Annotated in this window: 24 protein-coding genes, 1 tRNA gene and 1 pseudogene; 9 read left to right on the forward strand and 17 right to left on the reverse strand. The window is 63.7% G+C overall.

Annotation, left to right across the window (positions count from 1 at the left end; genetic code table 11):
• Nucleotides 1–172: 172 nt before the first annotated feature.
• Nucleotides 173–805 (forward strand): HAD family hydrolase, encoded by a 633-nt coding sequence (locus LB519_RS18765; protein ID WP_063170969.1) that lies wholly within the window; start codon nt 173–175, stop codon nt 803–805.
• A 40-nt stretch (nt 806–845) separates the two neighbouring features.
• Here the strand turns inward: LB519_RS18765 and LB519_RS18770 are convergent, their stop codons facing one another.
• The 7 genes from LB519_RS18770 to ureC form a co-directional block, all read right to left on the reverse strand.
• Nucleotides 846–1,613: a class II aldolase and adducin N-terminal domain-containing protein gene (locus tag LB519_RS18770; RefSeq protein ID WP_063170970.1), complete on the reverse strand. Its 768-nt coding sequence runs from the start codon at nt 1,611–1,613 to the stop codon at nt 846–848.
• A gap of 77 nt (nt 1,614–1,690) precedes the next feature.
• Nucleotides 1,691–2,335, reverse strand: a complete 645-nt coding sequence (gene ureG, locus LB519_RS18775; protein ID WP_027161074.1) for an urease accessory protein UreG — start codon at nt 2,333–2,335, stop codon at nt 1,691–1,693.
• Nucleotides 2,332–2,772, reverse strand: coding sequence for a DUF3995 domain-containing protein (locus LB519_RS18780; protein ID WP_024502040.1), 441 nt, complete (start codon nt 2,770–2,772; stop codon nt 2,332–2,334). The genes ureG and LB519_RS18780 overlap by 4 nt, the downstream gene beginning before the upstream one ends.
• Complete coding sequence (locus LB519_RS18785; protein ID WP_063173514.1) at nt 2,769–3,440, reverse strand: urease accessory protein UreF; 672 nt, start codon at nt 3,438–3,440, stop codon at nt 2,769–2,771. Before LB519_RS18785 ends, LB519_RS18780 begins: the two co-directional genes overlap by 4 nt.
• The gene (ureE, locus tag LB519_RS18790) at nt 3,433–4,026 is read right to left on the reverse strand and encodes an urease accessory protein UreE (protein WP_224620846.1); all 594 of its coding nucleotides are present in this window, start codon (nt 4,024–4,026) and stop codon (nt 3,433–3,435) included. The genes LB519_RS18785 and ureE overlap by 8 nt, the downstream gene beginning before the upstream one ends.
• Nucleotides 4,027–4,128: 102 nt before the next feature.
• Nucleotides 4,129–4,722 (reverse strand): hypothetical protein, encoded by a 594-nt coding sequence (locus LB519_RS18795; RefSeq protein WP_064992827.1) that lies wholly within the window; start codon nt 4,720–4,722, stop codon nt 4,129–4,131.
• 92 nt (nt 4,723–4,814) lie between these two features.
• Nucleotides 4,815–6,527 carry an urease subunit alpha gene (gene ureC / locus LB519_RS18800; RefSeq protein WP_411909256.1) on the reverse strand — a complete coding sequence of 571 codons (1,713 nt, stop codon included), beginning with the start codon at nt 6,525–6,527 and terminating at the stop codon, nt 4,815–4,817.
• A gap of 182 nt (nt 6,528–6,709) precedes the next feature.
• On the opposite strand from ureC, the gene LB519_RS18805 reads away from it, so the two are divergent.
• Nucleotides 6,710–7,093, forward strand: coding sequence for a hypothetical protein (locus LB519_RS18805; protein ID WP_013528400.1), 384 nt, complete (start codon nt 6,710–6,712; stop codon nt 7,091–7,093).
• A gap of 129 nt (nt 7,094–7,222) precedes the next feature.
• Nucleotides 7,223–7,711, forward strand: coding sequence for a hypothetical protein (locus LB519_RS18810; protein ID WP_027161068.1), 489 nt, complete (start codon nt 7,223–7,225; stop codon nt 7,709–7,711).
• Between the two features lie 20 nt (nt 7,712–7,731).
• Here LB519_RS18810 and LB519_RS18815 read toward each other — a convergent pair whose 3' ends face one another.
• Genes LB519_RS18815 through LB519_RS18835 form a run of 5 tightly spaced genes read right to left on the reverse strand, consistent with a single transcriptional unit; the run spans nt 7,732 to nt 10,097 of the window.
• Nucleotides 7,732–8,037: an urease subunit beta gene (locus LB519_RS18815; RefSeq protein WP_013528398.1), complete on the reverse strand. Its 306-nt coding sequence runs from the start codon at nt 8,035–8,037 to the stop codon at nt 7,732–7,734.
• Between the two features lie 8 nt (nt 8,038–8,045).
• Nucleotides 8,046–8,633 carry a HupE/UreJ family protein gene (locus LB519_RS18820; RefSeq protein ID WP_224620847.1) on the reverse strand — a complete coding sequence of 196 codons (588 nt, stop codon included), beginning with the start codon at nt 8,631–8,633 and terminating at the stop codon, nt 8,046–8,048.
• A 34-nt stretch (nt 8,634–8,667) separates the two neighbouring features.
• Nucleotides 8,668–8,922, reverse strand: a complete 255-nt coding sequence (locus tag LB519_RS18825) for a DUF1272 domain-containing protein (RefSeq protein ID WP_027161066.1) — start codon at nt 8,920–8,922, stop codon at nt 8,668–8,670.
• 10 nt (nt 8,923–8,932) lie between these two features.
• Nucleotides 8,933–9,235: an urease subunit gamma gene (locus tag LB519_RS18830; RefSeq protein WP_013528395.1), complete on the reverse strand. Its 303-nt coding sequence runs from the start codon at nt 9,233–9,235 to the stop codon at nt 8,933–8,935.
• A 28-nt stretch (nt 9,236–9,263) separates the two neighbouring features.
• Nucleotides 9,264–10,097 (reverse strand): urease accessory protein UreD, encoded by an 834-nt coding sequence (locus LB519_RS18835; RefSeq protein ID WP_411909257.1) that lies wholly within the window; start codon nt 10,095–10,097, stop codon nt 9,264–9,266.
• 215 nt (nt 10,098–10,312) lie between these two features.
• On the opposite strand from LB519_RS18835, the gene LB519_RS18840 reads away from it, so the two are divergent.
• The 3 genes from LB519_RS18840 (at nt 10,313) to LB519_RS18850 (ending at nt 12,649) form a co-directional block, all read left to right on the forward strand.
• Entirely contained in the window at nt 10,313–10,567 is a 255-nt protein-coding gene (locus LB519_RS18840) for an acyl carrier protein (protein WP_013528393.1), read from the forward strand.
• A 5-nt stretch (nt 10,568–10,572) separates the two neighbouring features.
• Nucleotides 10,573–11,781: a beta-ketoacyl-[acyl-carrier-protein] synthase family protein gene (locus LB519_RS18845; RefSeq protein WP_063170976.1), complete on the forward strand. Its 1,209-nt coding sequence runs from the start codon at nt 10,573–10,575 to the stop codon at nt 11,779–11,781.
• Between the two features lie 163 nt (nt 11,782–11,944).
• Entirely contained in the window at nt 11,945–12,649 is a 705-nt protein-coding gene (locus LB519_RS18850; protein WP_027161063.1) for a glutathione S-transferase N-terminal domain-containing protein, read from the forward strand.
• A gap of 23 nt (nt 12,650–12,672) precedes the next feature.
• Here LB519_RS18850 and LB519_RS18855 read toward each other — a convergent pair whose 3' ends face one another.
• From LB519_RS18855 to LB519_RS18870, 4 genes are all read right to left on the reverse strand, one after another.
• Nucleotides 12,673–13,020, reverse strand: coding sequence for a hypothetical protein (locus LB519_RS18855; RefSeq protein ID WP_224620848.1), 348 nt, complete (start codon nt 13,018–13,020; stop codon nt 12,673–12,675).
• An 85-nt stretch (nt 13,021–13,105) separates the two neighbouring features.
• Nucleotides 13,106–13,726, reverse strand: coding sequence for a nucleoside triphosphate hydrolase (locus LB519_RS18860; protein WP_013528389.1), 621 nt, complete (start codon nt 13,724–13,726; stop codon nt 13,106–13,108).
• 110 nt (nt 13,727–13,836) lie between these two features.
• Entirely contained in the window at nt 13,837–14,937 is a 1,101-nt protein-coding gene (locus LB519_RS18865; RefSeq protein WP_224620849.1) for a hypothetical protein, read from the reverse strand.
• A gap of 118 nt (nt 14,938–15,055) precedes the next feature.
• Nucleotides 15,056–16,870: a methyl-accepting chemotaxis protein gene (locus LB519_RS18870; RefSeq protein ID WP_224620850.1), complete on the reverse strand. Its 1,815-nt coding sequence runs from the start codon at nt 16,868–16,870 to the stop codon at nt 15,056–15,058.
• Between the two features lie 216 nt (nt 16,871–17,086).
• On the opposite strand from LB519_RS18870, the gene LB519_RS18875 reads away from it, so the two are divergent.
• The 3 genes from LB519_RS18875 to LB519_RS18885 all read left to right on the forward strand — a co-directional run bounded on the left by LB519_RS18875 (nt 17,087) and on the right by LB519_RS18885 (nt 19,800).
• Nucleotides 17,087–17,974, forward strand: coding sequence for a D-alanyl-D-alanine carboxypeptidase family protein (locus LB519_RS18875; RefSeq protein ID WP_224620852.1), 888 nt, complete (start codon nt 17,087–17,089; stop codon nt 17,972–17,974).
• 692 nt (nt 17,975–18,666) lie between these two features.
• The gene (locus tag LB519_RS18880; protein WP_013528385.1) at nt 18,667–19,593 is read left to right on the forward strand and encodes a DUF1003 domain-containing protein; all 927 of its coding nucleotides are present in this window, start codon (nt 18,667–18,669) and stop codon (nt 19,591–19,593) included.
• A gap of 130 nt (nt 19,594–19,723) precedes the next feature.
• Nucleotides 19,724–19,800, forward strand: a tRNA-Arg gene (locus tag LB519_RS18885).
• A 37-nt stretch (nt 19,801–19,837) separates the two neighbouring features.
• Here LB519_RS18885 and LB519_RS18890 read toward each other — a convergent pair.
• A pseudogene (locus LB519_RS18890) lies at nt 19,838–20,881 on the reverse strand (helix-turn-helix domain-containing protein).
• Nucleotides 20,882–21,189 lie beyond the last annotated feature (308 nt).

A 21,189-nucleotide genomic window follows, 5' to 3' on the forward strand; every position in this document is an offset into this window, starting at 1 on the left:
GGGGCAATTGCTTGCTGTCCCTCGGCGTAGGCACGGCCCAGTTTCTCGTCTCCCCACGATGTCTGTCTCGCCAAGAGACTTGGCTGCGGTCCCGGCAGGCGGCACGTTCTTGCGCTCCGAAGGTTTATCTCCCGGCTCAAACCCTTTAAGGGATGGCAAAAAGGAGCCTCGCATGACGCCGAAAGCGGTTTTCTGGGACATGGACGGCACGCTGGTCGACAGCGAACCGCTGCACGAAGCTGCCCTGGTGGCGGCGATGCGCAATGTCGGCCTTGTCCCGCCGGACGATCTGCATGAGCGCGTGCTCGGCGTCGCCGCCTGGCCGGTCTACGAGATGATGCGCGACGAGTTCGGCCTGGACCTGCCTTTCGACGACTGGATCTTGCGCAAATACGAACACTACCTGCCGCTGGTGGAGAGCTTGAAGCCGCGCCCCGGCGCGATCGAGATCTTCAACGAGCTGCGTACAAGAGGCATCCAGCAGGCCGTGGTCTCGAATTCGGACCGGATGATCGTCGACGCCAATCTGAGCATGGTCGGCCTGATCTACCCCGGCATGAAGACGATTAGCCGCAACGACGTGCGCGAAGGCAAGCCGCATGCCGAGCCATTCCTGCGCGCAGCGTATCTGGCCGATGTCGACCCCGCGCAGGCGGTAGCGATCGACGATAGCTGGCCGGGTGCCATGGCGGGACTGGCGGCGGGAATGAAGACGATCTTCTGGCCGGAAAAGCCGATGGAAGGCCCGCCCGGCGCCATCGTCATCAACAGCGCCGAGGAATTGGGGAAAGAGCTGGGGCTCTGAGGAAAACCGCCTCCCCGTATAGTGACGGGGAGAAGGGTCCTCAGCTCCGATAAACCGGTTCCTGCTCGTCGAGGATCGCCTTCAACTCGCTGAGATGGCGTTCGGCCTGGCCGGGGTAATCGTCCATCTCGCTCGCCGCCTTTTCGGCGATCGCGTCAGAAAGCGTGCGCAGCGGGCGGCCGGTCCACAGCGCCTTGATGTATGTCTCGGCGGCGCGTTCGAAATAGAACATGCGGTTGAAGGCATCGGCGACCGTGTCGCCGATGACCAGCACGCCGTGATTGCCCATCACCATCACCTTGACCTTGGGATCGACGAGAAGCTGCGAGCAGCGCTCGCCCTCCTCCTCGAAGGCCAGCCCGCCATAGTGCGCGTCGACCACATGGCGGTTGAAGAACATCGCCGAATTCTGGTCGATCGGCGGCAATGTCGAGTCAGCGAGCGATGCCAGCACCGTAGCGTGGATCGAGTGCACATGCATGACGCAGCGCGCGTGACGCACATTGCGATGGATGGCGCCATGCAGCCCCCACGCCGTCGGGTCGGGCGCATTGGGGCCGGAGAGCGTTTCCGGATCGTTGGCATCGATCATCAGAAGGTCGCTCGCCTTGATGCGCGAGAAATGCACCTGGTTGGGGTTCATGAGGAATTGTGTGCCCTCATCGTTGACGGCCAGCGAGAAATGATTGGCCACCGCCTCGTGCATGTTGAGCCGCGCCGTCCAGCGGAAGGCGCAGGCGAGATCGACGCGCTCCTCATAGTAGGGCAGGTTGGTCAGCGTTTCCTTTTGCAGACGGGCAAGGCTCATCGAAAAATTCTCCGGTTTCGGCAAGAATGCCGTGGCCAGCCCATTCCCGCAACCGGTTTTGGTTGGTGCAGGGATGCTCACGCCGCCGTGCTGGCAGCGGCAGCGCCGGCTCGCAGGCCGCCATGCTCGACGATGAAATCGATCACCTCCTGCAGACCCTTGCCGCGCGACAGGTCGGTGAAGCCGAACGGCCGCTTGCCGCGCATGCGGCCGGCGTCGCTCTCCATGACATCGAGATTGACGTTGACGTAAGGAGCCAGATCGCTCTTGTTGATGACCAGGAAATCGGAGCGGGTGATCGCCGGCCCGCCCTTGCGCGGAATCTCCTCGCCCTGGCAGACCGAGATGACATAGAGCGTCAGGTCGGCGAGATCCGGCGAGAAGGTGGCGGCAAGGTTGTCGCCGCCGGATTCGATGAAGACGATGTCGAGGTCCGGGAACTTCCTGTTCATCTGCGCGATCGCCTGCAGATTGATCGAGGCATCCTCGCGGATCGCGGTATGCGGGCAGCCGCCGGTCTCGACACCCATGATGCGGTCCTCGGGCAGCGCCTGCAGCCGCGCCAGCATCATGGCGTCTTCCTTGGTGTAGATGTCGTTGGTGACGACGGCGATGGAAAACTCGTCGCGCAGCGCCTTGCACAGTTTTTCGGTCAGCGTCGTCTTGCCCGAACCGACCGGGCCGCCAATGCCGACGCGCAGCGGACCATTTGTCTGTGTCATGCGGGAAACTCCGTGATGGCGAGGATGGCAAAGCCGAGCCCGATCAACAGGCACAGCGGCGAATAATAGCGGACATCGAGCCGCGCGAAAGGCTGTTCCGGCGTCAGCCGCCGCCACCATGGCGTGAAGCCGGCTATGCCGCGCCCCAGGAACACCAGACCGATGAGCAGCGACGTGGCGGCGAGACCCTCCTTGGGGAAGGGTGAAGCGAAGACTCCCATGAGCGCCAGCGGCCATAGTGTCGCCAGGCACAAGCACGCGGCAACGGCGAAACTGGCAAACGGCGTTGGCATCTCATCGACGCCGCGAAAGCCGACCACGGCGCGAGCGCAGGAGGCTGCGTCCTGGCCCGGCCAGATGCCGCCAAGGCCCCAATAGACATGCAGAACGGTGATCAGCAGCAGGACAAAGGATAGCGAGAAGGCGAGAAAAATCATGAGCGGAACAGTCGCGAATATTGGGTTTCATGCTTCATCGCCATGACATCGGAGACGAAGGCGCAGCCACCGAGATCGTCGAGTGTCGAGCGCGCGGCGCGGCTTGCGGTCGCCAGGGCCAGCGGCTCGAAGCCGGCTAACAACGTGGTCGCGCCGCTCTGGCCGACGATGCCAAGCCGGATCGCTGCCTGCACAAGGTTGGAGAAGAAGGTTTGCAGGAAGGCTGACAGCGCATCCTGAAGCGCGATGCCGTTGCCACCCGCAATGGCGCCGACGGCGACGCAATAGGCGCATTCGGCCGGCAGGCGCTCCAGCACCGGATTACGCCAGGCGGCCGCCGCTTTGAGGAAGGCTCCACCCTGCAGCATGGTCTCGGTATGGCGTTCGCGCGAGCCGGCCAGGGCTTCGGCGAGTGCCGCCACTTCATCGAGATCACCGGTGCCGCATGCTCGGCGCCAGCTCTCGGCGAACAGCACGGCGTCGTTCCAGCCCGAGCCCATCTCGACCAACGTCTCCAGCCAGCCGGCGAGGCTCCCGGCATCGGCAACCAACCCGTCATGCACCGCCCGCTCGAGACCATGGCTGTAGGAAAAGCCGCCGACCGGAAAGGCAGGCGACAGCCACGCCATCAGCCGCAGCAGGGCGATGTTCGAAGGCTGGTCAGTCATGATCGTGGTGATGGCCGGCATGACTGTGCGAATGGGAATGCGCTTCGCCATGAGAATGGCTGTGCGCTTCGGCGTGGCTGTGGGCATGCGCATGGCCGTGATCGTGGCTTTGCCCAGCATGGCCGGAATAGGCGCCGCGCACCGGCTTGAACGGTTCGGAAACGTCGCTCACCGTGGCGCCGAGCCCCTCCAGCATCGCCCTGATGACATGGTCGCGCAGGATGAGGATGCGTCCGGCCTCGATGCCTGCCGCGAGATGGCGGTTGCCGATATGCCAGGCGAGTTCGGCCAGATGCACGCCATCGCGGGCGCGGATGTCGTAGACCTCTTCCGGTGCCGCGATGATCTCGATATGGCCGCCATTCTCCAGCACCAGCCGGTCGCCATCGTTCAAGGCGACGGGTTCGGGCAGGTCGACCAGCACCTTGCCGCCGTCGGCAAGTTCGATGGCCCGGCGGCGCAGATGCCGCTCGTCATGGGCGAGAATGGCCCGGGCGGACGGTAGGGTGGTTCCGGCAGCGCCGGCGGACAGCACCGAGACGGCGCGCGGGAATTTGGTGAAGTCGGTGTTGAGGTTGAGTTTCATTTCATGGATCTCCCATTTGCTTGTGCCCGCACACGCGCGATCCGACGGCCTTGTACATGTCCAACCCTGCCTTTCTCCAACAAGCTAGACCATCACGTTCGTTCAGACGATGGTGTCGAAGAGCCGCAGGATGAACGATATCTGGTAGATAAGCGCCGCCGTGACAAAGGCGATGTGGAAGCGGCGGTCGCGCACCAGGATCGCGATGATGCAGAGCACGACGAAGACCGGCGTGCGGAACAGATACTCGCTGCCGAAGCGGGCGAAATGCTCCGGCCCCTTCAGCAGCGTGTCGACCACGTCGAGCAGGTAGGTCGCCGCCAGCAGGCCGAAGAACCACGCCCGCCGCGAATAGAAGAAATCCTCGTAGCTGGTGTAGTCCAGCATCGAATCGGGAAACAAAAGCGCGCACAGCAGGAACAGCGTGATCGCGTAGAAGATGATGAACAAATATTTGCCGAAGGTCCAGGTTTCGATGGCGTAGAGGCCGAACTCCCACCACCAGAAATGCACCAGCATCAGGAGCACCGAGACGACCCAGGCCAGATGCACGGTATAGAGCTTGTACTGGCCGGGATGCTGGACGATGCGCGCCACCCCCGACAGCAGGCGGGCGACACCAAGCCCGATCACCATGCCCATGACGATGCGGATGTGCGGGAAGATGTCATGGGCGGAAGCGATTTCGGTGGTCATGCTCGATCACAATGCAGCTGTTGGTTGGCCGCATAGTGCTGCCTTCCACCAAGGGCTGCAACGGATAATGCTCGCCCGGTGGAAGCGCCGCTTCAAAACAGAAAATACCGTTGCGCCATCGGCAGCACCGTCGCCGGCTCGCAGGTCAGCAACTCGCCGTCGGCGCGCACCTCGTAGGTTTCCGCATCGACCTCGACATGCGGCGTGGCGTCGTTGAGCACCATCGAATGCTTGCCGATGCCGCCACGGGTGTTTTCGACGGCGACGAACTGCTTGTCGACACCGAGCCTGCCATGCAGTCCCGACTCGAGCGCTGCCTTCGAAACGAAGGTCACCGACGAGTTGGTCCTGGCCTTGCCATAGGCGCCGAACATCGGCCGGTAATGCATCGGCTGCGGCGTCGGGATCGAGGCGTTGGGGTCGCCCATCGGGGCGGCGGCGATCATGCCGCCGATCAGCACCATGTCCGGCTTGACGCCGAAGAAGGCCGGGTTCCACAGCACCAGGTCGGCGCGTTTGCCGACCGCGATCGAGCCGATGTCTTTCGACAGGCCATGCGCGATGGCCGGGTTGATCGTGTATTTGGCGATGTAGCGACGGACGCGGAAATTGTCGTTGTTGCCGGTCTCCTGCGGCAGCGAGCCGCGCTGGCGCTTCATCTTGTCGGCGGTTTGCCAGGTGCGGATCGCGACTTCGCCGACGCGGCCCATGGCCTGCGAATCCGACGAGATGATCGAGAAGGCGCCGATGTCGTGCAAAATGTCTTCCGCCGCGATGGTCTCCTTGCGGATGCGGCTTTCGGCAAAGGCGATGTCTTCGGGGATCGACGGCGACAGATGATGGCAGACCATCAGCATGTCGAGATGCTCGGCCAGCGTGTTGACCGTGTAGGGCCGCGTCGGATTGGTCGAAGACGGAATGACGTTGGGCAGGCCGCAGACCTTGATGATGTCGGGCGCGTGGCCGCCGCCGGCGCCCTCGGTGTGGAAGGCGTGAATGGTGCGGCCCTTGATGGCGGCGACCGTGTTCTCGACAAAGCCGGATTCGTTCAGCGTGTCGGTGTGGATCATCACCTGCACGTCGTATTCGTCGGCGACCGACAGGCAGCAATCGATGGCCGCCGGCGTCGTGCCCCAGTCCTCGTGCAGCTTCAGCGAGCAGGCGCCGCCCAGCACCATTTCCTCGAGCGCGGCGGGCAGCGAGGCATTGCCCTTGCCCGACAGGCCGATGTTCATCGGAAAGGCGTCGAAGGACTGGATCATGCGGGCCATGTGCCATGGCCCCGGCGTGCAGGTGGTGGCCAGCGTGCCGTGCGCCGGACCGGTGCCGCCGCCGAGCATGGTGGTGATGCCTGACATCAACGCTTCCTCGATCTGCTGCGGGCAGATGAAGTGGATATGCGCGTCGAAGCCGCCTGATGTCAGGATCTTGCCTTCGCCGGCGATGATCTCGGTGCCGGGGCCGATGATGATGGTGACGCCATCCTGCGTGTCCGGATTGCCGGCCTTGCCGATGGCCGCGATGCGCCCGTCGCGAAGCCCGACATCGGCCTTGAAGATGCCTGCACTGGCATCGATCACCAGCGCGTTGGTGATCACGGTATCGACGGCGCCTTGCGCCCTGGAAACCTGGCTCTGGCCCATGCCGTCGCGGATCACCTTGCCGCCGCCGAATTTCACCTCTTCGCCATGGATGGTGAGATCCTTCTCGACCTCGATGAACAGTTCGGTGTCGGCAAGCCGTACTCTGTCGCCGACCGTCGGGCCGTACATCTGCGCGTAGGCGGCGCGGGTAATTCTGGCCATCAGCGATTGCTCCCGAAATGCGGTTTGCCGAAATGCGGTTGGATTGAAGCGCGGCTGCACATTGCTGCCATCCTATGGTCACGCAATGACCTGCTGGGCGACACCTTCTGATCCCATTTGGCGGTTGAGGTTAGGGGGTCACCCCAGACCGACCGTTTGCCAATCGATGGAAAGGAAAATCCATGCGCAAAACGATAGTTCTTGCCGCCGCCGCCAGCCTGATGCTGGCGGGCGCCGCCAGTGCCCAGCAGCAACCCGCGCCACAGCCCGCTCCGGCGCCGGCAACGCCTGCTCCAGCCACGCCCCAGGCTCAGCCCGCGGTGCCGACGATCCAGAGCGTCAACATAGTCGACATCACCGAGTTGCCAAAGGACACCCAGACGCAGGTCAACCAGGTGATCGCCCAGCGCGGCGATGACGGCTTGAAGAAACTGCGCAGCTCGATCGACGCCACACCCAAGGTCAAGTCGGCGCTCGAGGCCAAGGGAATGACCTCGGCGCAGGTGGTCGCAGCCAGTATGGAACCCAATGGCGCACTGACCCTGATCACCAAGAAGGCGAGCTGACGCCACGGCATGGCGGGCCGGCATCCGGCCGGCCGGCCGCATCGGGAAAGGAACCTTCGCCGGGCGGGATTCGTTTTGTTCTTTTCGCGCTAACCCGCGCCCCGAAACGATTTCTCTCAGGAGCGAGCGATGGCGATCACTTCTTTCTCGACCAGAATGCAGGCAGTCGCCGCCATGACGTTCCTGGCGGCGGCTGGTGCTGCTGCCGGACTGAAGGCGCAAGGACTGGAAAGCACGGAGACCGTCAATCGCATCGTCGGCTCGCAGGTCAAGCAGGAAGAGGCCAAGGCCAACACTGAGGCCGGCAACGTCAACACGGCGATCGACCGCACGCGTGAAAACATCGGCACGGTGCGCAAGACATCCAAGCTCGACAAGGTCGACATCGTGTTCCTCACCGATGCCGCGCGCAGCGAAGGCGGCCCGCCGCCGGAGATCGAGGCCAAGGTCAAGCAGCATCAGGACGACATTACGGAGCTGCGCAAGGAGATCGAGGCCAACGCGCTGCTGTTCAACGCCATCGAATCGCGGCGCGTGCAGGCGCAGGATGTCCTCGCCGTCGAATTCGACAATCCCGGAAAGATCGTCATCTACGCCGCGGCCAAGCCATCGAACTGAGCTGAGCGCGCCGGAAGATTTCACAGCTTGCCCATCACCTTCTGCTGAAATCCGTAGACCTCGCGCTTGCCGCCGAGCGGCACCAGCGTGACGTCGCGCTCCTGGCCCGGCTCGAAGCGCATGGCCGTGCCCGCGGCAATGTCGAGGCGCATGCCACGCGCCCGTTCGCGGTCGAATTTCAGCCCCTCATTGGTTTCGAAGAAATGGTAGTGGCTGCCGACCTGGATCGGCCGGTCGCCGCTGTTGGCGACTTTCAGGGTGACGGTCTGCAGGCCCTTGTTGAGCTCGATGTCGCCGCCCACCGTGATGATTTCACCGGGGATCATGGTCACCCTCACACGATGCCGAAGGCGAGACCGATGCCGATCGCCGCGCAGGCGGCACCGGCAGCGCGGGCCAGGCCACGAAACCGGATGCCGAGACCGAGACCGGCGGCGATGCCGGTGGCATGCAGCAACAGCGTGGCGATGGCAAAGCCGGCCATGTATTCAAGCCCGCCGGCATTCTCCGGCACCTCGGTGCCATGCGCGTGGCCGTGGAAAAGTGCGAACAGGCCGATGATGGCGACGCCGGCCGAGACCGGCAGATCGATCGCCAGCGCCACCAGCAGTCCGAGTGTCACGACCGATGCCAGTATGCCCGGTTCGACGAAGGGCAGCGGCATATGCAGCATGCCCAGCGCGCCGCCGACCAGCATGACGCCGACAAAGGCAGCCGGCCAGGCAAGAGCCGCCTTGCCGCCCTTGAGCGCCGCCCACAGCCCGACCGCGATCATCACCGTCATGTGATCGAGGCCGGAGAGCGGGTGCATGAAGCCGGCCGTGAAGGAGGAGGTGGTGCCCAGGCCGACATGGGCATAAGCCGGCAGGGCGGCGGCCAGCAGCAGGATCGCCGACAGGCAGAGGCGTTTGGCGGATAGCATTCTGTTTGCCTTTCGTTTTTGCTCGGTCTGGTGTTCACGCCGCCTTGCGGGGGCCGCAACCTTCGGCCTTGAGAACGCGTTTGCTCGACGCCGGATATTTCTTCAGCATCGCTGCCGGGCGGATCGGCCGCGCCGAAAAACCACCGCCGCAATTGGGGCAGATGCCGCCCAACACCTGTTCCACGCATCCGGCGCAAAAGGTGCACTCGAAGGTGCAGATCAGCGCATCCGTCGCCTCGGGCGGCAGGTCCTTGTCGCAGCATTCGCAGTTGGGGCGCAGCTCCAGCATCCTGTCCTCCTCAACGGATCGGTTCGTGCACGGTCACCAGCTTGGTGCCGTCGGGAAACGTCGCCTCGACCTGCACGTCATGGATCATCTCGGCGATGCCTTCCATGACTTGCGCGCGGCTGACGACATGAGCGCCGGCTTCCATCAGTTCGGCGACCGGACGGCCGTCGCGGGCGCCTTCGACGACGAAATCGGTGATCAGCGCAATCGCTTCCGGATGGTTGAGCTTGACGCCGCGTTCGAGCCGCTTGCGCGCCACCATCGCCGCCATGGCGATCAGCAGCTTGTCCTTTTCCCTCGGCGTCAGGTTCATGCGTTTTCCTGGATTGGTAGAGGCAGGCCTATAGTGACCATAATTTGGGCAACCCCGCCCTTCCGTTGAGCAATTCGACGAGTGGAACCAGCCGCTGGCGCAGTCGGTAGCCGTCCCCGGCGTAGAGCCTCGCAAGAAGCTTGCCAGATTTCTTCACGCGCCAGGCGCTGGCGCTGCCCTGGTCGCCGACGATCTCCAGAACCGGATCGAGCAGGGCTTCGGCGCGCGGCGACACCAGAAGCAATGTCGCCACCGCGATCGCGCCGCCGGCAACCGCCGGGCGATCGAGCGTTGCGGCGATATCGGGTCCGATGCGGAAATCCTCGGCATGAACGAGGGCGCCATCCTGACGCACACGCCAGCGGTCATGGAAGTTGCCCTGCGTGGCGCGTTCGCCCATCGCCAGGCGGCCGAAGACGGCGGCTTCCAGCACCAGCGCCTCGGCGCCGACGGCAAGCTCGACGTCGAGCGTACGGGCAAAGGCCGCCCTGTCGAAGACGATGGTTTCCTGCGGCAGCCAGGCGATGCGGCCGTTTTCGCCTACCGACAAATTGACCCGCACTTCGGCATGGTCGGATGACGCCCGGTAGATCTTCTCGCAGGCCTGCGTGGTGATCGATGCCGAAGCGGCCGCGCCGACATCCACGTCCCAGGCGATACGGTCGCCGCCCGTCATTCCGCCGGCGGTGTTGATCAGCACCGCTTCGAGCGGATCGGCCGAGACGGCCGGCATTCTTATCTTGGCGGCACCGTCCTGATAGAGGCGCCGCAGGCGCGTGCGGCCCTCGCCGAGCGCGCAGGAAAGCCGCGCCACGCCCGCAACGCGCTGCGTCGAAATCCCGCCATGTTCGCCCATATCCATGCCTGCACGTTAAGCACTCCGGCGGCTTTGTCGATATGGAGTTCGATATAGCTTGTTGCTTGACAACGTTTCGGTTTCTATAGAGGGAACCACCTTGGTACGGTCATGCTGCGCTTGGCGGGGGTATTAAACGACGACGGCGGCTTGATACCAGGAGAAAAAGGGGCGCTGCTCAGTCGGCGTCGGGAAACGCGAGATAGTGGGGAAGGAACCGAATGGCCGACCAGCTGGCAACGGATATCATCGCGAAGATCAAGGCTCATGCCGAGCCGGGCGGCGAAGAAATCACCACCACCACCGAATTGACCTCGCTTGGCATCCATTCGCTCGAGCTGACGGAGATTATCTTCGATCTTGAGGAAGAGTATGGCATCGAGATCGAGATGAACACGGTCGACGCCTGGAGCAATCTGAAGAACGTCGGCGACATGGTCGAAGCTGTGCGCGCGCTGATCGCGAAAAAAGCCTGAACTGAATGCGGCAGCGCGTTGTCATCACCGGCATGGGCGGCATTTGCGGGCTCGGCACCAGCGCGCCCGCGATCTGGAACGAGATGCGCGCCGGCCGCTCGGCCATCGGCCAGATCACAAGTCCCCAACTGCATGATCTGAAGGTCAAGGTCGGCTGCGAAATCAAGACGCTTCCCGATCACGGCATCGACCGCAAGCAGACCGTGTCGATGGACCGCTTCAGCCTGCTGGCGACGATCGCAGCCAGGGAAGCCATGCAGCACGCCGGCCTGGTCTCGAATGAAGCCACCACCTATCGGATGGGCACCGTCGTCGGCGTCGGCGTCTGCGGCTGGGAGGCGATCGAAGAGAGCTATCGCGCCATCCTGGTCGAGGGCAAGAACCGCGCCGGCATCTTCACCGTGCCAAAGGTCATGCCAAGCGCGGCCTCCGGCCATGTCAGCATGAATCTGGGCCTGCGCGGCCCGGTCTTCGGCGTCACCTCGGCCTGCTCATCGTCCAACCACGCCATCGCCTCGGCCGTCGACCAGATCAGGCTTGGCCGCGCCGACGTGATGGTCGCCGGCGGCACCGATGCGCCGCTGGTCTGGGGCATCCTGAAGGGCTGGGAAGCATTGCGCGTGCTGGCGCCCGACACCTGCCGGCCATTCTCGGCCGACCGCCAGGGACTGTCGCTCGGCGAGGGCGCCGGCATGGCGGTCCTGGAGACGTACGAGCACGCCATGGCGCGCGGCGCCACCATCCTTGCCGAGGTCGCCGGCGCCGGCCTCTCCGCCGACGCCTCCGACATTGTCGCGCCGACCGTCGAAGGGCCGACGGCGGCCATGCGCGCCTGCCTCGCCGATGCCGGCTTCAATCCCGAGGATGTCGACTACCTCAACGCCCATGGCACCGGCACCAAGGCCAACGACCAGATCGAGACGGCAGCGATCAAGCGCGTCTTCGGCGATCATGCCTACAAGCTTTCGGTGTCGTCGACCAAGTCGATGCACGCCCATTGCCTCGGCGCATCGGGTGCGCTGGAGATGATCGCCTGCGTGATGGCGATCCGCGAAGGCATCGTGCCGCCGACGGCCAATTTTCGTGAGGCCGATCCCGATTGCGACCTCGACGTCACGCCGAATGTGCCGCGCGAGCGCAAGGTGCGCGCCGCGATCAGCAACGGCTTCGCGTTCGGCGGCACCAATGCCGTGCTGGCCTTCAAGGCTGTCTGATCTAACGGGCGGGCGGATCTGCCCCGGGCAGGCCATTCCGTTGACTGTCCTTGCACGATGAAACCCTTCGCCGCCATATTGATCGTGCCGTGCGCCGCGTCTAATCCTTGGCCGACCCGCCAAAACCGCGCCGCTCGGCGCGAATCCTCATCCAGGAGTTTCCATGGCAGACCTGTCCGCCTTTCCGATCGCAACGCGTTGGCCGGCCAAGCATCCGGACCAGCTCCAGCTCTATTCGGCGACAACGCCGAACGGGGTGAAGATATCGATCGCCCTGGAGGAACTCGGCCTTCCTTACGAGCCGCATTGGGTCAACATCGGCCAGAACGAAAGCTGGACACCGGAATTCCTGTCGCTCAATCCCAACGGCAAGATACCGGCGATCATCGATCCCAACGGCCCGGACGGCAAGCCGATCGGCCTGTTCGAATCCGGCGCCATCCTGCTCTACCTTGCTGAAAAGACCGGCCTGCTCATGCCCATTGATGGCGCGCGCCGCTACGAGACCATCCAGTGGGTGTTCTTCCAGATGGCCTCGGTCGGGCCGATGTTCGGCCAGGTCGGCTTCTTCCACAAATTCGCCGGCCGCGAAATCGCCGACAAACGCCCTCTGGAGCGCTATCGCGACGAGTCAAAGCGACTGCTCGGCGTGCTCGACGGCCGGCTGAAGGGGCGCAAGTGGATCATGGGCAATGACTACACCATCGCCGACATCTCGCTGCTCGGTTGGGTGCGCAACCTGATCGGATTCTACGAAGCACGCGAACTCGTCGGCTTTGACGATTTCGCCCATCTGGGAACATGGCTGGAGCGCGGCCTGGCGCGGCCGGCGGTGCAAAAAGGCCTGACCATCCCGGCCAAGGGATAGAAAAACCAGCCTCCGAAGCGCGGCTATTTCGCCTTCGCTTTGGCTTTCGAACCGCCTTTGCCCATGACGGAAGCAGCGAGCGACGCAGCACCTCGGGCGGCGACCATGACCGCGCCGGCAGCGACGTTGGCCGTGGCCTTGGCCGTGCGCATCGCACTGCCGCCTAAGGAGTCGCTGGAACTCGCGGGCTTCTTCGCCTTTGCGGCTTTTGGCGCGGCTTTCGCTGCGGCCGGCACCACTTTCTTCGGCGCTGCCTTGCCGAAAGCCGGCTTGGCGTCCTTCGAACGGCCTGTCATTGCCGGGCCGGCGCCGGTTTTGGATTGGGTCGCCTTGCCCTTGGCGGGCGCAGGCTTTTTTGCCTTGGTTGCCATTGGACCGAATCCCTCTTTTGGCACAATTGTCGTGTCGGAATAACGGCCTGAAAGTCTTAAGGTTCCCCTTGCACAATCCGTCGAATCAAGCGGAAAGGCCGATCACCAGATCGGCGGCACTGCGCCGCGCGAGCACGCGCTCGATGTTGGGCAGGTCGTTGGAAGCGATCCAGGCGCGTGCATCTTCATCGGAGCGGCCATGCTCGTGCCAGCGCTCCATCAGGCGGCGCTCGAGCTCGTTGCGCGGCACGTCGACGAAGATCGAGAAATCGAACAGCGGCGCCAGCCGCGACCACGGCTCTTCGTCGAGCAGCAGGTAATTGCCCTCGACCAGGATGAACTTGGTTTCTGTGGCGACGATCGAGGCTGCGGCGCGCGATAGTTCCATGCTGCGGTCGAAGACCGGAATGGCGATGTCGGGTTCACCGGCACGGATACGCTTCAGCAAGGCCTCAAAACCGGCAAAGTCGAAAGTTTCCGGCGCGCCCTTGCGTGCGCGCAGACCGCGCCGCTCGAGCACGGCGTCGTCATAGTGGAAGCCGTCCATCGGTACGACCTCCGCTGCCCCTTCGGGCAGCAGTTCATGCAGCCTTGCCGACAGCGTCGACTTGCCGGCGCCTGGTGGACCGGCAATGGCGACGATGAAGCGGTTTGCCTTGCCGGCACGCTTGAAGATGGTGGCGGCGAGATGGGCGATTTCGGACATGAGAGCCTCTCTGGCAGAGCTTCAGATCCACCATGTTCCGCATGATGATTTCGGCCACATCTTGGCGACAGTTCACGGAAATTTCAAACCCTGCGGCCGCGCAATCACACCTACGAGGCCAGCGCCTGGCCGATGCGCAGGAAATCGCTGTCGAAGGGAACCTCCGGCGTCGAACCACCGGCTTGCAGCCGCATGCGGCCATCCGCCGTCGTGACGTCCCGCGGCGGCTCGCCGCCCGACAGCGGCAGGACGCCGATGACGTGGCGAAAGGACACGCTTTGGCCTTCGCCCAGCGCAAAAGCGGTCGCCACCCCTTCGCGTTTCAGCCAGTTGTCGCCGATCGAGGCGGCATGGCCGACGGCAGCGCGGCCATCCTCGATGCCGAGCACGCCAAGGTGGCGGCCGCTCCATGGGGCGTAGTCGCGCCCGCCATTGCTGAACCACAGCATGGTGATTGGCAGTTCGGCCGGGTTCTTCAGCACCAGCACCAGATCGTCCTCGGCCTGTCGTGCAAGCGCGGTCCATCCCGGCCCGCCATGGTCGGCTTCGACCAGCGTGATGAAATCCTCGCGGCGGTCATCCATGCGGTATTCCGTCAGGTCGAGCGTGCCGCCGCCGGCGGCGGGAAAATGGCCGAGATCGGTGGAGCGCGCCGGATAGGCGAGCATGAAGCGGCCGCGTGCGGGATCGGGCTCCAGCGGATCGTCCAGCGTCGCGGCAAAACGCTTCGGCGAAAAGGCCAGCCTGCCGCCGCCGGTCATGGCCGTCATCGGGTGATGGGCGACCGAGATCGCACCATGACCGCCGGAAAATACATGCTCCTGGTAGAGGAAGGGATGGCCGTCGCGCAGCGTCAGGATCTTGTCGACCGAAGCGCCCATCACCTCGTGCCGCAGGCGATAGACGGCGTGCCAGCCATCGTCGGTCGCGACACTTTCGACGACATCCCAGGCACTGTTGGCCGTCCAGCCATGCAGCGGCGCTTCCTCGACATCGCTGCGCGAAAACGGCGCGCAGAGGAAATCGCCGGACAGCCGAACCGTGCCTTCCGGCAGGTCTTTCGGCAGCGTCTCGTTCGCATCGACCCAGGGCGCGCGATGCAGCGGCTTCAGCTGCCGCCCACCGCCCTCGACGACCATGTCGGCGATGTGGCCGACCGTGAGGTCGAGCGAAACCGAAATGCCTCTGGCCTTGATGGTGTGGATGGTCATTGCGCTGTCACCGATTCTGAAGGCGCAAACTGAACCCGTTCGGCGGCGGTTGCGCAAGCACTGCGACAGGGCATTTTTGCATCGCGCACCTTCACCTTCCCCACAAGGGGAGGGTGAGCTACTGTCGCTTGTATTCCCGCACCGGCGACTTGGTGTCGTCGGTGTAGGTAACCTGCACCGACATCGATTTCACGCTGTCGGCGACCTTGAAATAGGGCTGGTAGTCGTAGGGGATGGCGTAGGGGTCCTTCTTGTCGCAAGGCGGCATCTTGATCTCCTTGTCGAGGGCCGCGCCGTTCAGGCTGTAATGCACCTGTTTGATGGCGCAGCGGTAGGACAGCATCTGGGTGAAATAGACCAGGCCGTGGTTGCCGCTGGCATCGAAGGCGATCCACGAGGTCCAGAACTGGTCGAGGATCTGCTTGTTGCCTTGCTGAAGCGCTGTCTCGGGGTCGAAGCGGATGTCGAACGGGCCGGTCTCGCGGCCCCTGATGTCGAGATATTTGATCGCAATGATCCCCGCCACCGTGCTGTCGGGCATCTCGAAGCTGGGATTGGCCATCGGCTTGCCGGTCGTCTGGTCGTTCATGGCCAGGAAACCGGTGTCGGTGAACGGACCGCTGTCGCCCATGCGCCAGGAGATGGCGGTCGCCGGCTCGGGCAGCGAGATGGTCATCGACCAGCCCTGGTTGGAGCGCATCGGCGTCAGCGAAGGCACGAAGCGGGCGGGGTCGAGCACGTCGCCAAGCGCCGCCAGCCGGCTGCGGCTGCGGTCCAGCCAGTCGGCCAACTGCGTCTGGTCGACGAAATATTTGAGCAGCCCGCCATCCTTTTCGTAGGACGTGAACTTGATCAGCGCCTTGGCCTCGTTGCGCTTGTCGGCCAGCGTCTGGGCGCCGAGGCGGTCTTCGGAAAACTCCTGCGCCAACAGGAAATAGACCGGCGCGAAATCCGGATTGGCTGATATGAAGACGTTGAGCTTGTCGAGGCGCTGGGCGTCGTCGAACTGCTGGATATGCACGAGTTTGATCGACAGCGCCTTGCCCTTGTCGGCAAGCGCGCCGAACACCTCGCGGGCGCCGGCCTTGCCATCCTGCACCCGAAGCAGCGTGGCAAAGCGCGTATAGGGGTCGATGGCGTCGACGTCGAAGCCGGCAAAAGTGAGGTAGGAGCGCCGCGCATTCAGCATGTCGCCGGACAGCTCGTAGACGCGGGCATTGTGGTAGAACTCGTCCGGCCGCTTCGGCTCGGCGATCGCCCCGCCCTGCGCGGCAAGGGCGGCAAAGCCCTTGGCGATGATGTCGATCGAGGCGGCGATCTGCTGCGTCGTCGCCTGCAGCTTCTCGGTCTGGGCCTGCTGCTGCGCCTGGCCGGCGACCAGCGTCTCGGTCTCCTTCTTCACCTCGTCGGTGGTCTTCTGCACTTCCGCCGTCTGCTCAGTCTGCTGCTGCTGGACGGACGCGATCTCGTCGGTCTTTTTCGCCACCGTGTCGGTCGACTGCTTGACCGCGTCGACCGTCTTTTGCGTCTGCGTGACGGTCTGCTCGATCTTCGCAACTTTCTCGGTAACGATGCCCATCGACTGCTGCAGCCCGGCAATGGCCGGCACCAGGCTGGCGATCACCCCGTGCTGGGCGTTGGTCTGCTGCTGCAGGCCGTAGACGCCGCCGGCGACGGCCGCCGCACTGGTGGCGAAGATCAAGGCCGGCAGCGCCTTGGCCGCCAGCACCAGCCGGAGCACGATGGCAATGGCGATGATGATTGCGGCGACCGCGGCGACCAGCGCGACATAGGCGGCGAACGGCGCCAGCGGATTGAGGATGTCGGATACGGCACCCCCGACAAAGGCGACGCTGCCGGCCCATTTGCCGGTGCGGCTGAGTGATGCCCTGATAAGCGAGGGCGCAGCGCCCCCGGCCCCGATGTTCGTCATGCCAAGCCCCCAAGCCCTCGATACCACGCCCCTTCCCACGGGAAACGCGGCCTTGGCAAGCAAAGACACGGGAAAACCGGCGTTTTCGGGGCGGATGCCAAGCTTGCGAGGCTCGACAATCCTGGGGCTAACCGGCATTAACCAAATGGACGCAACAGCCGCGTTACGTTAGCGTCGTCTCATCTCAGCAACAGCCGACCCAGAACAGTCCAGCCCTTGTCCTACCTGCGTCCCCTTCCGCTCATCCAGAGAGTTTTTGCGGCACTAGCCCTGCTGGTGCTGCTGGCCGGCTGCGCCACGACGCCGCCCGACAGCGTGCTGGCCGTGCCCGCGCCGGCGCAGAAATATGCGGCCATCGTGGTTGACGCCAGGACCGGCAAGCAGCTGTTCGAGGTCAGCTCGACGGCGCAGCGCTACCCCGCCTCGCTGACCAAGATGATGACGCTGTATCTTTTGTTCGAGGCGCTGGAGTCCGGCCGCGTCAGCAAGCAGACGCAGATCCCGGTGTCGGACCATGCCGCCTCGCAGCCGCCGACCAAGATGCGCTTCCGGCGCGGCGAAAGCATCGACGTCGATTCCGCGATCCGCGCCATCGTCGTCAAATCGGCCAACGACGTGGCGGTGGCGGTCGGCGAATATCTCGGCGGCTCGGAGGATCAGTTCGCCGCCATGATGACATCCAAGGCGCGCCAGCTCGGCATGACCAGCACCACCTTCCGCAACGCGTCGGGCCTGCCCGACGATGGCCAGATGACGACGGCGCGCGACATGGCGGTGCTCGGCATGGCGCTGCATCAGCGCTTTCCCCAGCAGTTCCACTATTTCTCCGAAAGCGATTTCATGTTCCGCGGCAGGCTGGTGCGCGGCCACAACGACATGCTCGGCCGCGTGCGCGGCGTCGACGGCATCAAGACCGGCTACATCAGGGCGTCGGGCTTCAACATCGTCACCTCCTACAATGCCGACGGCCGCAATTTGATCGTCGTGGTGATGGGCGCCGACTCAGCCCGCCAGCGCAACGACCACGTCGAAGCGCTGATCCAGCGCAGCCTGTCGCCGACGGTGGACGGCACCAAGACCAGGCTGATGTTCGCGGAACAGTGAGGAGTGGTCCGCGTAGCGGACAAAAAGCCAATTGCTTGGCTTTTTGAACGACGAACGCCCTGAGCCTGCGAAGGGCGAGCTGCCGGTAGCAAGCATCGCGCTTGGCTGCGCGGGGATGGATGCCGATAGGAATTTTTTCTTGACCCTGAGGGCAGCTATGCTACTATTTTCGGTATGGTGCTGAGTCGCGCCAATTGATCGACTGGAAACGTGACCCGCCCGCAAGGTGGGTTTTTTGTTGCCCGCCGCCCTGCAGAACCTTGTGCACGTTGGCGGGACAGCGCCCCCTCTGTCCTGCCGGATGTTCGTCGCTCGGAAAGCCAAGCAATTGGCTTTCCGCCCGCTGCGCGGACCGCTCCTCAACCCCCGCAAGGGGGCAGATTGGCAGCTTCGGCGCTCCGCTCACTCCTGTGACGGTGGAAATTGGCGAAAGCCGGGACAACAGCCAATCTCCCCCCTTGAGGGGGAGATGTCCGGCAGGACAGAGGGGGGTGATTGGCGCAAACATCGGGCAAGTTCTTCCCGCTCCGGCCAATCTGGAACGTCTCCACCCTCCCTGAGGGGCGAGCCGCCGCCAGCCACATCGCCTTCTCCGATCAAAAACACTTGTCCGGCCTGCGAAATCCGTGCCCGGCGCTGGCTATGCGCCGCCACCTCTGTCTATCGTCGCCCAGCACCCTCAGGAGCCCACCATGAGCACCGTCCCCAAAACGCCCGAACAGGCGGCAGACAATCAGAACGATGACGGCGGCGAGTATTTCGAGGCGCCGATCGTCGGTGAGCTGGAGGCCGATCCGGTATCGGACGAACACTTCGACACGCCCGAAGTGCCGGACTCCGACCCCGCTGGTCCAGGCGCCCACCGTGGCAAGCCGAAGAAAAAGCCGTCGGCGATATCGGGCCGCAAATTCCGCAAGCGCGATCTGGTGCGCATCGACACGCTGCGCCCGAGCCTCGCTGACCGCATCCGCTCGGACCATCCCGACCTGCCGGCGGGCGCCCGCATCAGCCGCGCCGAGCTCGGCCGCTACCGCATGCGCTACATGGAGGAGTTGCTGCAGCAGGAGCACGGCGAATTCTCCGAGCTCGACCGTCAGGTGGTCGAATCGATCGCCAGGCAGGACACGATTTCCGAAAACTCGGAAGAAGAATTCGAGGAGCACCGCACCTTCGCCGACCGCGTCTCCGACAACATGGCGGCCTTCGGCGGCAGCTGGTGGTTCCTGATCTCGTTCGGCAGCGTGCTTCTGGTGTGGATCGGCATCAATCTGGTCGCCGGCATGAGCGCCGCTTTCGATCCCTATCCCTTCATCCTGCTCAACCTGCTGCTCTCCTGCATTGCCGCCATCCAGGCGCCGATCATCATGATGAGCCAGCGGCGGCAGGAGTCCAAGGACCGCCTGCGCTCCTTCAACGACTACCGCGTCAACCTCAAGGCCGAGCTCGAAGTGCGCCATCTGCACGAAAAGCTCGACTACCTCATCTCGCGCCAATGGACGCGCCTGGCCGAAATGCAGCAGATGCAGCTGGATGCGATGCACGAACTGGCGGGCGCCAAGAAGCCGAAGCGGGCGGTGCGTGGAAGGCGGACGGTGAAGGCGGGGGCGGGAACCTCATAGGCCGCAGCCTGGAGCACCGGGCCAAGTCGCTACGCCAATCGCCAATTGCCCGTTGAAGCCCGCGCCCGCTTCCGCTAAGAAGCCGTGACTTGCCGGTTCACCGGCTGGTTCGTTTTCCGGATTCCGGAAAGCACCCGTAGCTCAGCTGGATAGAGCGCTGCCCTCCGAAGGCAGAGGTCACAGGTTCGAATCCTGTCGGGTGCGCCAATGATTTGCGGTCCGTTCCGGACACATAGGTTACGGTTTATACCGGAGACATGGGTAACACTTTTGGCCCGAAGGGGTTCGGAGTGGTTCGAGCCTGCATGTCTCATCGTCGAAATATCCCAAATCATAGTCCATGAAGCTAGCCAGCCAGATATGGTCCTCGACCTGTTTGATTCCGACGGTCTGGCCGGCAAAGACAAGGCTGAGGTTGATCTTCTTGCGCCATGTCGAGCGCCTGGTGCGGGCGTTGTGAGTTGAACTCGTCGATGAAGTCATCGAACCTGGCCTGCTGTTGAAGGAAATTGGCGCCGGCCGGTTTGGTGGTCTCCTTCTTGAGGGTGAGGTGCATGCGCTCATGGCGGCCATTCTGCTGCGGACAGCCCGGCTTGATGCGCTCGATGTCGATGCCCAGGCGCAGCCACCAGACCGACAGTTTGCTGAGATTGAACAGCGCGTTGGGGCTGGCGAAGGGAACGCCATTGTCGGTCCTGATCGCGCTTGGCAGGCCGAACTCTTTGAAAACGCTTTCGAACACGGTGAAGGCATAGGCTTCCTTGGTGGTCGAGAGCGCCTCGCAGGCGATGAGATAACGGCTGGCGAAGTCGGTGATGGTCAGCGGATAGCAATAGCGCCGATCGGCGAGCATGAACTCGCCCTTGTAGTCGGCACACCAAAGATCGTTAGGGCGACAGCCGTTTGAAAGTGGTGTCCCCGTCGCCCTGTTGCGCCTGCGCTTGCGGCGCTCGACCATGCCGTGGCGGTCGAGCACGGCATGCACCGTCGAGATCGCGGGCCGGTGCACATCCGGATACAGCCGGGCCAGCCGCTCGCGTATCTTCGGCGCACCCCATGTCGGCTTGTCTTGCTTGAGGCGCACAATCAGCTTCTCGATTTGAAACGGAAGCTGATTGGCGTGGCGATAGGGCCGCCGCGATCGGTCCGTCAGCCCCTCCAGGCCGCTGTCGTTGTAGCGCGTGAGGATCTTGTAGCCGGTCTTGCGCGAGATATCGAACTCCCGGCAAAGCATCGCCATCTTCTCGCCGTCCAGCAGCCGGGCGACGAACTTCAGCCGCTCTTCCATGACGTTACACTCCTTTCAAGGCATCTTGCTCTCCTTGCAAAGGGCCGAAAGTGTGACCCATCTATCCGGAATGAACTGTCACCCATCTCTCGGGAAGGGCATGAACTATATCAATATTTTATGCGAGTAGCCGTTCCTTTGACGACCCGTCTATCTCTGCTTGCGTAAGGGCTATGTCTAATTTCAAACGTGGCTGGCGGGCCTCAATTGCTCATTTCTCGGGGATTCGAGAGAACTTAACTCCACAGTTGGTGAGGCGACAGCTAAATTGGGCGCTGCCCAAGTGGGCAGTGCTGGAATGTAGCTTG

The sequence above is a fragment of the Mesorhizobium sp. AD1-1 genome (assembly GCF_020164655.1).
Lineage (GTDB): Bacteria > Pseudomonadota > Alphaproteobacteria > Rhizobiales > Rhizobiaceae > Mesorhizobium > Mesorhizobium ciceri.